This is a genomic window from Aeromonas sp. Prich7-2, assembly GCF_017939255.1.
GTDB classification, from domain to species: Bacteria; Pseudomonadota; Gammaproteobacteria; order Enterobacterales; family Aeromonadaceae; genus Aeromonas; species Aeromonas caviae.
Genome location: NZ_JAGKRI010000284.1, coordinates 1 through 494 on the forward strand (window position 1 = coordinate 1; position 494 = coordinate 494).

General features: G+C 54.5%; 1 pseudogene. It reads right to left on the reverse strand.

From position 1 onward, the window contains the following. Positions 1-5 precede the first annotated feature (5 nt). Positions 6-494, reverse strand: a pseudogene (locus tag J9892_RS21665) (IS1595-like element ISKpn3 family transposase); the annotation flags it as partial.

The following is a 494-nucleotide window of genomic DNA, read 5'->3' on the forward strand; positions in this document are numbered from 1 at the left end:
CCTGATTACCCATGACCCTCAGCCAGCTTCAAGAGCCGATATGGCATCGGAGGGCTTGCCACGACTGCATGCCCCAATTCAACCAACATGCTCTTGAGGTCAAAACGATGATTAAACCGGAAGCAGTATTCCGCAAGATGCCTTGGTAAATGCTTCGCTCCGAGCGTATGGCAACTGCCCCGCAGCGAGTTTTTCACATTTCCTATCATCGTGTTTACCCAGTTGAATGCCGGATGATCCAGCCAGTCCAGGTTGCCCCCGGTGACAACACCCAGGTGCTCACAATTGGCCTCCTTGACCGCTTTGAAACAGGCCAATCCATCGGATATCACCGCGCTACCACTGGCAATATGCCGTTTTGCCCAATCAGCAACGGACTTGGTTTTGAAACCATCGACCACCGTCATCCGCATCTTGATTGGATGTCCTTCCTTGTTCAGGGCCACTGCTGCCACAAACGGCGTCTTGCCTGCCGCGCCCCGACCCCGTTTGCC